Origin of the sequence: Candidatus Erwinia dacicola (assembly GCF_001756855.1) — a bacterium.
In the GTDB taxonomy this organism is placed as follows: domain Bacteria; phylum Pseudomonadota; class Gammaproteobacteria; order Enterobacterales; family Enterobacteriaceae; genus Erwinia; species Erwinia dacicola.
Genome location: NZ_MAYS01000382.1, coordinates 1 through 8,707, shown reverse-complemented (window position 1 = coordinate 8,707; position 8,707 = coordinate 1). Strand labels below are relative to the sequence as shown.

The 8,707-nt window shown below is 59.1% G+C and carries 6 protein-coding genes and 3 pseudogenes; 4 read left to right on the top strand and 5 right to left on the bottom strand.

What is annotated here, in order from left to right:
* Positions 1-57 precede the first annotated feature (57 nt).
* From hpxK to hpxU, 5 genes and pseudogenes are all read right to left on the bottom strand, one after another.
* On the bottom strand, positions 58-1,326 hold the full coding sequence (gene hpxK / locus BBW68_RS10795) for an allantoate amidohydrolase (RefSeq protein ID WP_070135365.1): 1,269 nt from the start codon (positions 1,324-1,326) through the stop codon (positions 58-60).
* Positions 1,326-2,561 carry a pyridoxal-phosphate-dependent aminotransferase family protein gene (locus tag BBW68_RS10790; RefSeq protein ID WP_070135364.1) on the bottom strand — a complete coding sequence of 412 codons (1,236 nt, stop codon included), beginning with the start codon at positions 2,559-2,561 and terminating at the stop codon, positions 1,326-1,328. The genes hpxK and BBW68_RS10790 overlap by 1 nt, the downstream gene beginning before the upstream one ends.
* Positions 2,562-2,593: 32 nt before the next feature.
* Positions 2,594-2,902 (bottom strand): annotated as a pseudogene (locus tag BBW68_RS10785) (AAA family ATPase); the annotation flags it as partial.
* A 46-nt stretch (positions 2,903-2,948) separates the two neighbouring features.
* A pseudogene (locus tag BBW68_RS10780) lies at positions 2,949-3,700 on the bottom strand (transporter substrate-binding domain-containing protein).
* A gap of 264 nt (positions 3,701-3,964) precedes the next feature.
* Positions 3,965-4,804: pseudogene (gene hpxU / locus BBW68_RS10775) on the bottom strand (MurR/RpiR family transcriptional regulator HpxU).
* Positions 4,805-4,998: 194 nt separating this feature from the next.
* Here hpxU and BBW68_RS10770 point away from each other — a divergent pair.
* Genes BBW68_RS10770 through hpxZ form a run of 4 tightly spaced genes read left to right on the top strand, consistent with a single transcriptional unit; the run spans position 4,999 to position 8,588 of the window.
* Positions 4,999-6,585: a gamma-glutamyltransferase family protein gene (locus tag BBW68_RS10770; RefSeq protein ID WP_070135363.1), complete on the top strand. Its 1,587-nt coding sequence runs from the start codon at positions 4,999-5,001 to the stop codon at positions 6,583-6,585.
* A gap of 35 nt (positions 6,586-6,620) precedes the next feature.
* Positions 6,621-6,809: an oxalurate catabolism protein HpxX gene (hpxX, locus tag BBW68_RS10765; RefSeq protein WP_070135362.1), complete on the top strand. Its 189-nt coding sequence runs from the start codon at positions 6,621-6,623 to the stop codon at positions 6,807-6,809.
* On the top strand, positions 6,806-8,203 hold the full coding sequence (locus BBW68_RS10760) for an AtzE family amidohydrolase (protein ID WP_070135361.1): 1,398 nt from the start codon (positions 6,806-6,808) through the stop codon (positions 8,201-8,203). Before hpxX ends, BBW68_RS10760 begins: the two co-directional genes overlap by 4 nt.
* Before the next feature lies 1 nt (position 8,204).
* Positions 8,205-8,588: an oxalurate catabolism protein HpxZ gene (hpxZ, locus tag BBW68_RS10755; RefSeq protein WP_070135360.1), complete on the top strand. Its 384-nt coding sequence runs from the start codon at positions 8,205-8,207 to the stop codon at positions 8,586-8,588.
* Positions 8,589-8,707: the final 119 nt, after the last annotated feature.

Sequence of the window (8,707 nt, the reverse complement as noted above, 5' to 3'; positions counted from 1 at the left end):
GCCAGTGGGTCACTTTGTTGTGTTTCGAGTGGAAATTGCCCGAAGCATGCCTTGACCCTACGCTGACTGGCTACAGGCCACCGCATTCACCGCCTGCACATAGGCCTGCACCGCCTGCGCGACATCCTGGGTGGTAACTGACTCTGCCGGATGATGGCTGATGCCGCGATCGCAGCGCACAAACAGCATGCCGACCGGCCAACGCTCGGCGACTGCGATGGCATCATGCCCCGCACCGCTCGGCAGTGACAGGCTACGCCCCTGCACGCTGTTGACCGCCTGGGTTAACGCAGCCTGCAGAGCGTCATCACAGCGCGTTGCCGGAATCTGGTAATACTCTTCGGCGCTGAAGCTCAGGCCACGGCTCAGGGCGATGGCTTCACCCTGAGTGAGCAGCTCGGAGAGCAGCTCGGCCAGCGCTTGGTCTTCCGGACCGCGCACGTCAAGCGTCAGCGCCACGTCACCGGGAATGACGTTCACCGCCCCCGGATGACACTGCAGTGTACCGACCGTCGCCACCAGCTGCGGGCTGTGCTGCGGCGTGCGCTGTTCGATAAACACCATCCATTCAGCGGCGGCGCCCAGCGCGTCTTTACGATAGCTCATCGGCACCGTCCCGGCGTGCCCTGCTTCGCCGGTAAAGCGGCAGTTAAGGCGGCGTGCACCGTTAATCGCCGTCACCACCCCTAGCGCCAGCTGCTCCTGCTCAAGACACGGCCCCTGCTCGATATGCAGTTCGAGATAGGAGATGAAATCTTCCGCGTCGCGTGCGGCCTGCCAGATGCGATCGGGATTGAGGCCGATATCACGCATCGCCTGGCCGACGGTAATACTGTTGCCGTCCGGATGCGTAATCCAGCTTTCCGGCCAGGTCCCGGTCACACCACGGCTGCCGAGCAGGGTAATGCCAAAGCGCGTGCCCTCTTCGTCGGCGAAGCCGATAATCTCAATGGCTAACGGCAGGCGCTCACCGCGATCGTGCAGATACTGCACGGTCTCAATCGCCGTCAGCACGCCGAGCATGCCGTCGTAGCGCCCAGCGTTGCGCACGGTATCTAGGTGCGAGCCGAGCAGCAGCGCTTTAGCGCCCGTCTCCTGCCCTTCATAGCGGCCACAGATATTGCCCACGCCATCCTGCCACACCTGCATTCCCGCCCCCTTCATCCACTTGCCGACCAGCGCGTTGGCGCGCAGATGCTCCGGCGATAGATAGACGCGGGTGAGGTATTCCGGGGTTTCACTGATTTCAGCCAGCGCATCACAGCGGGACATCACGCGCTCGGCGGCCATCGCTGCCGCCGAAGCATTCATCGGGCAGGCGTTCATTAGCGGCTCCCGTTGTAGTGATCCCAGGCAGCCTGCATCGCAGCGCCCTGGGTAGTACGGAAACCAAAGTGGGTCAGCACCGATTCCAGCGCGCTCAGGGTCTGCATCACGCAGTCTTTACGGGCGTTGTAGCCCATGGTGCCGATGCGCCACACTTTGCCGATCAGCGGGCCAAATGAGGTGCCGATCTCAATGCCAAAATCTTCCAGCATCAGCTTGCGCACCTGGTCGCCGTTGACGCCCTGAGGGATCATCACGCCGAGCACATTGTTCATCTTGTGCTGCAGATTACCGAAAGTCTCCAGCCCCATGCCCTGAATACCTTTTAACAGCGCGTCACCGTGCAGCTTATGGAGGGCGATGCTGTTATCCAGCCCCTCTTCGAGGATCAGGCGGGCGCATTCTCGCGCGCCAAACAGCGCAGAAGTGGCTTCGGTGTGATGGTTCAGGCGCTCCGGACCCCAGTAGTCCATGATCATGCCGAGATCGAAATAGTTGGAGTAAATCATCTCGTCCACGCCGTTCTGATGGGCGTCGGTGCGGATCCCCTCTTCCACGCATTTGCGCTTGCGGATCGCTTCTTCCATCGCTGGGCTAAGGGTAATTGGCGAGGTGCCGGACGGCCCGCAAAGGCATTTCTGCATCCCGGCAGAGACTGCATCCAGCCCCCAGGCATCGGTTTCCAGCGCGTTACCTGCCAGCGAGGCGGTAGCATCTGTGTAGAATAGTACGCCATATTTTTTACAGATGGCACCCAGCTTTTCCAGCGGCTGCAGCATAGTGGTGGAGGTATCGCCCTGCACCGTCAGCAGCAGGCGCGGCTTCACTTTTTTGATCGCATCTTCAATCTGGTCTGGGGTAAACACTTCGCCCCACGGCACTTCAATGGTGTGCACTTCCGCACGGCAGCGGCGGGCGATTTCACACAGCAGGAGACCAAAGCGGCCAAACACTGGCACCAGCACCTTATTGCTAGGTCGGATCGCCGACAGCAGGATCGCTTCAATTCCGGCGCGCGAGGTGCCGTCGATCAACATCGTCCAGCGGTTTTCGGTACGGAACACGCCACGGTACAGCGCCATCACTTCGTTCATATACTGCGTCATCGCCGGATCGTACTGGCCCAGCAGCTGGCTGGACATGGCGCGCAGCACACGCGGGTCGGCGTTAATCGGTCCCGGCCCCATCAGCAGGCGATGCGGCGGGTTGATCTGGGTAAATTTAGATAAATCCATCTGTTCCATCCTTCTGTTCATTCGCGATGCGCTTAGCTCAGGCCGTGCACCGAGGAGATAAATTGTTTCAGTTCACTGGTCTGCGGGTTGGCGAATACAGTTTTGCTGTCGCCCTGCTCCCAGACGCGCCACTGGTGCATAAACACCACGCGGTCGCCCACTTCACGGGCAAAGTTCATTTAGTGCGTCACTAGAATCAGCGTCATGCCCTCTTGCGCCAGCTGCTCCAACACTTTCAGCACCTCACTGACCAGCTCCGGGTCGAGCGTCGAGGTGATTTCATCACATAACAGCACCTTCGGCGACATCGCCAGCGCGCGGGCAATCGCCACGCGCGGCTGTATGTCACGCGCCGAGGTCAGCCGGCAGCGGCGCTGTCAGCTACTGTTACTGTTCAGAGAGGCCGTTCAAGGTTTTGTCCTGAATCGCCTGCTCGATCAGCGCATCAACTTTGGCCTTCAGGGCCGGTTCTTCTTTCTTCATGCCAATAAAGCACGGCGAGTCTTTCAGCATAAATTTCGCTACCGGCGCTTTATCGGCGTTTTGGCGGGAAATCGCGGCCACCACTAGGTTACCGGTCACCACTTACTGCACCTAGCCTGACAGATAAGCGGAGAGCGTGGTGTTGTTATCTTCATAGCGCTTCACCTCGGCATCTTTCGGTTCAATACCGACAGCACCATGTCTTCCACCACGCCACGCGTCACGCCGATAGATGATTTGCCGCTCAGCTCGGCTGCGTCTTTCAGCGTGCCGTCTTTCGGGCCAAATACGCCAAGGAAGAACGGCGCGTAGGCGCGGCTGAAGTCGATTACTTTCTCGAGCTCCGGGTTTTTACCTAGGCTGGAGATGACCAAATCCACTTTATTGGTTTGCAGATAGGGAATGCGGTTGGCGCTGGTGACCGGCACCAGCTGCAACTTAAGTTGCATCTGCTTCGCCAGGTATTTCACCATATCAATGTCGTAGCCCTGCGGCTGTAAATCGGTACCGACCGAACCAAACGGTGGGAAGTCCTGCGGCACGGTGATACGAATAACGCCAAGCTTTTTAATATGCTGCAGCTGATCGGCATGCGCCACGGTGGTCTGGGTGAACAGCACGGCACCAGCCAGTAATGCGAGTAAACCTTTTTTCATCTTCACTTCCCCGGTTAATAGATCATGTAACAAAAAATTCTTAAAGAATTTATTTGCAACTAATGTGCCAGCGCGCGGCACACTGCATAAATTTTTGATTTTAAGCGATCAGCGGGACGAAAAAGCGTTTATTTGCCTGCCATTAGCCAGCAAACACAGGACAGGCGCGGCGGATTAACGTGTGGGTAGAGACAGGTATGCAGGAATAAAATGGGGTGCCATGGCGCGCCTCAAAATCATGCAAAGCACCAAAACAGTGCCTCATTAGCGCTGTTTCAGTTCATCCAGCTGGCTGTAAAGGTCGGCGATTTGATGAATGCGCTGGCGACCATCGCTTAACAGTTCATGCAGCACCGTATTCGCCAGCAGGTTGATCAGGCTGTTGGCTGCGGCGTAGCTGTCAAACGCCGAAACGCTGTCGAGCGGAGCACAGAGCTGCCAGCGCGCCAGTGCAATGACGCCCTGCGCCTGTGGCTCACACAGCGCCAGCGTTGGGATGCCGAGCTACTGCAGCTGCAGTAATAGCGGGCGGATGATGCGCGGACGGCGGCGGAAAGCCATTACCACCACCAGATCGCCGGGCGCGAGATTCACCAACTCCTCGGCAAGCGTCTGGCCCGGCTGCGGCAGTAAGTGCACTTGGGCGCGGGCCTGAAGCAGCTGCTGTCGCAGGTGCAACGCTACCGGGTACGCATTACGTAAGCCAATGATAAAAATGCGTTTACTGTTGGACAGCGCCTGCACCACATCTCCCAACTGCCCGGTATCGATAGCGTTAATCCACTGGGTGAGGTTGGCCATCTCCTGCTTGTAGTGGCGCGCCAGCAGCGTGTTGCCCTGCACGGCATCACGGTTGTCGGTCAGCGGCATCCCACTCTGGCGCTGGGTGCGCAGCTCGTCGCGCATATCCTTATATTTTTCATAGCCCAGGCGCTTAAAGAGGCGGCTGAACGTGGCCTTGGAGACCCCGCTAAGGCACGCCAGCTCTGCGCTGTTGTAGCTAATCAGATCGTCGAAATGGTCGAAAGCAAAATCGGCGATACGCTGTTCCTGCGGCGATAGCTATGCGTAATGGCTGCGAAGGCGTTTATCAAGCTGCTTCATGGTTTCTGCCCTGTAACTTTTGTTTCACTGTCTGGATGATACACAAATAACGTGCCCGTCTGTAGCGCAGTAAACATTTTTTGTTAAAATCGGCGCTGACTGACAGTTTTTCAATTTCCTGCGTCCATCACTCGGCAAACTGGAACGGTTATTGCTTATATTAAGCTATCAGTAATCCGGACCACGAGAATGGGATGAATCAAAGCAATATCGCGCCGCTGGGTATGGCGGTCACACCTCACCACTTGGCATCAGAAAGCGCGCTGGCTGTATTACGCGAAGGCGGCAATGCCATCGAAGCGATGGTCGCTGCGGCTGCCACTATCGCCGTAGTCTACCCGCATATGAACGGTTTGGGCGGTGATGGTTTCTGGCTGATCTTGCCGCCAAACAGAGAGCCGGTCGCCATTGATGCTAGCGGTGCCGCCGGTTCGCTGGCATCAATTGATTTCTACCAAGGTCACGCCACGATCCCGCATCGCGGTCCTGAATCGGCACTCACCGTGGCGGGAACCGTCAGCGGCTGGCAGGAAGCGCTGGCGGTATCGAAGGAGCTGGGCGGCACGCAGCGCCCTCTGACGCGACTGCTGGCCGATGCCATCCGCTATGCTGCTGACGGCATTCCTGTAACAGAATCCCAAGCAGCAGCCACCGCCAGCAAACATGCCGAGCTGGCTAATCAGCCCGGCTTTGCCGCGACCTTCTTGCCGGATGGCGAAGTGCCACGCCCTGGCAGCCGTTTCACCCAGCCTGAACTGGTGCCGACCTTAATCCACCTAGCGGAAGCCGGGCTGGAGAGTTTCTATCGCGGTCCGCTGGCGTGCCAGATTGCCAGCGAAATGTCACGCCTTGGCATGCCGGTAACGCTGGAAGATCTCAACCGCCAGCAGGCAAAACGCCGCAGGCCGCTGCGCATCCGCCATCAGTACGGCGACGTATTTAATATGCCGCCGCCCACCCAAGGCCTAGTTTCGCTGGCGATCCTCGGCATTACCGACCATCTGGCGATGGCAGAGGCTGACGAAGCGCAAACCATTCACCGCATTGTCGAAGCCACCAAGCTGGCCTTTGGCCTGCGCGACCAGCACATCACCGACCCGCTGCATATGCGGGAAGAAATGCAGGCGCTTCTCGACAGCGAACAGTTGCAGCAGCTAGCTGCACGCGTCGATGTGGATCGCGCCGCGCCGTGGGGTGCCGGCAAAGGCCTGGGCGACACGGTGTGGATGGGCGTGATGGACAGCAGCGGGCTGGCGGTGAGCTTTATTCAGAGCATCTACCATGAATTCGGCAGCGGCGTGGTGATCCCGGAAACCGGCATCACCTGGCAGAACCGTGGAGCCTCGTTCAGCCTCGATCCTGAGCATCTGCTGGCACTGGTACCAGGCAAACAGCCTTTCCACACTCTGAATCCTGCGGCGGCACGCCTGACGGATGGCCGCACCATGGTGTATGGCTCGATGGGCGGGGACGGCCAGCCACAAACTCAGGCGGCGATTTTTACCCGCCATGTGATTCAGGGGATGGCGCTGCAGCCGGCGATCGGTGCTCCGCGCTGGCTGCTGGGCCGTACTTGGGGCCAGGCATCGGACTCGCTAAAGCTGGAGGGGCGCTTCAGCGCAGAGACCGTTGCCACGCTACGCGAGCTGAGGCATGAGGTAGAGATGTTAGCGGATTTCAGCGAGGCCGTCGGCCATGCTGGGGCGATTGTGCGCCACATCAACGGCATGCTGGAAGGCGCTTTCGACCCACGCAGCAACGGCAGCGCGGCCGGTTTTTAACCGAGTTGAAAATTTTAAAAGATAGGGGAGAGATCATGAAGCAAGAAACACCCAACTGGGCAGCCTATGTGGCACAGATGGAGCAGGTGCTGGCGCTGGAGCTGGACGAGACTCGCCGCGCTGAACTACTCACTCAGTTTAGCCGCATTGCCGCGATGGCGACGCCGCTGATGGCATTCCCGCTGGACGATCGCTTGGAAGTGGCGGGAGTATATAAAGCATGAATCTGGCGTCCTTATCGATTGCAGAACTAAAACGCGCGCTGGTGGTGGGCGAGCTGAGCGCGTGCGATATCGCCAGCCAGACGCTGGCAAATATTGAGCACCATAATCCCGCGCTGAACGCCTGGACCCGCGTCACTCAGGAGCGCATGTTGCAGGAGGCCGACCGCCTCGATCGCCTGAAGCGTGAAGGCCAGTCGCTGCCCGTTCTGGTTGCCGTACCCTATGCCGTGAAAAATCTGTTCGACGTGGCCGGTCACAGCACCCTAGCGGGAGCCAGTCTGTTCAGCAACCGCACAGTGGCGCGTCAGGATGCCTGGGCGGTCCACAAGCTAGCCGCCAGCGGTGGCCTGCTCTCCGGTATGCTGAATATGGATGCTTACGCCTACGGCTTTACTACCGAAAACAGCCACTACGGCGCAACCCATAACCCTCACGATCTGGCGCGCATTGCCGGAGGTTCTTCCGGCGGTTCTGCCGCCGCCGTGGCTGCCGGAGTAGTCCACTTCTCTCTCGGCACCGATACCAACGGGTCGATTCGCGTGCCTGCTTCGCTGTGCGGCATCTTCGGCCTGAAACCGACCTTTGGCCGCCTGTCGCGCAGCGGCAGCCATCCGTTTGTTGCCAGCCTCGATCATATCGGCCCCTTTGCGCGCCGCGTCAGCGATCTGACGCAGGTCTACGATGCACTTCAGGGGCGCGATGCGCAGGACAGTTTCCAGGCGGAGAGAGCCATGCAGCCAGTCACTCCCCTGCTGGAGTGCGGGATGGAAGGCTTACGTTGCGGCGTGCTGGGCGGCTATTTCCAGCAGTGGTGTGATGACGATGCCCGGCTGGCGGTGGCTCAGGCGGCAAAAGCGCTCAACGCCAGCGAAGAGATAGTGCTGCCGGAAGCCGAACTGGCGCGCGCGGCGGCTTTTATTATTACGGCGTCCGAGGGCGGCAATCACTACCTGCCCGCACTGCGCAGCTCGCCTGAGTGCTTCGAACCGCTGTCGCGCGAGCGCCTGCTGGCCGGGGCGATGATCCCCTCCGCATGGTATGTACAGGCCCAGCGCTTCCGCCGTCATTTTCAGCAGCAGGTGCTGGCACGCTTTGCCGAGGTTGATGTGCTGATCGCCCCTGCCACGCCGACCAGCGCTACGCTGATTGGTCAGGAAACCATGCGCATTAACGGCAGCGATCTGCCGGTGCGCGCCAGCATGGGGATGCTCACGCAGCCGATCTCATTCCTAGGCCTGCCCGTCACCACCGTACCACTGCGCACATCCTCGGGGATGTCAATCGGATTACAGTTGATCTCAGCACCCTTTAAAGAGGAAGCCTGCCTGCGAGTCGCACGCGTGCTTGAGCAGATGGGCATTGCGCAGGCCGCTCCTGCCAGCATGGAGTCATGACATGAAAAATGAATATATCGATCGCCCGGGTATTCTTGCCGAGGCCACTGCAGCGTTTTACCGTTATGAAGAGGCGTTAATCAGCAACAATGTTGCGGTACTGGATGAGCTGTTCTGGCATGACGAGCGTACGGTGCGCTTGGGGGCTGGGGAGAATCTGTACGGTATTGATGCCATCAGAACGTTCCGCGCATTACGCCCGTCTGCCAGCTTAGACCGCCAGTTGCAGAACACCGTAATCACCAGCTACGGCGAGGACTTTGCGGTCTGCAGCACCGAGTTCACCCGTGAAGGCAGCGAACGAATTGGTCGCCAGCAGCAGACGTGGGTCCGGTTACCCTGCGGCTGGCGGATTGTCGCAGCTCATGTCAGCCTGATGAGTTAAATTACGTTTTTCAGGGGTCGCTCACGGCCATCCGCTAAAATCGTGCTTTTGTGGATCACACACAGACGACAGACCACATGCTTTCGGTCGGGGTTATTGCTTAAATTGATGTTTGGCAG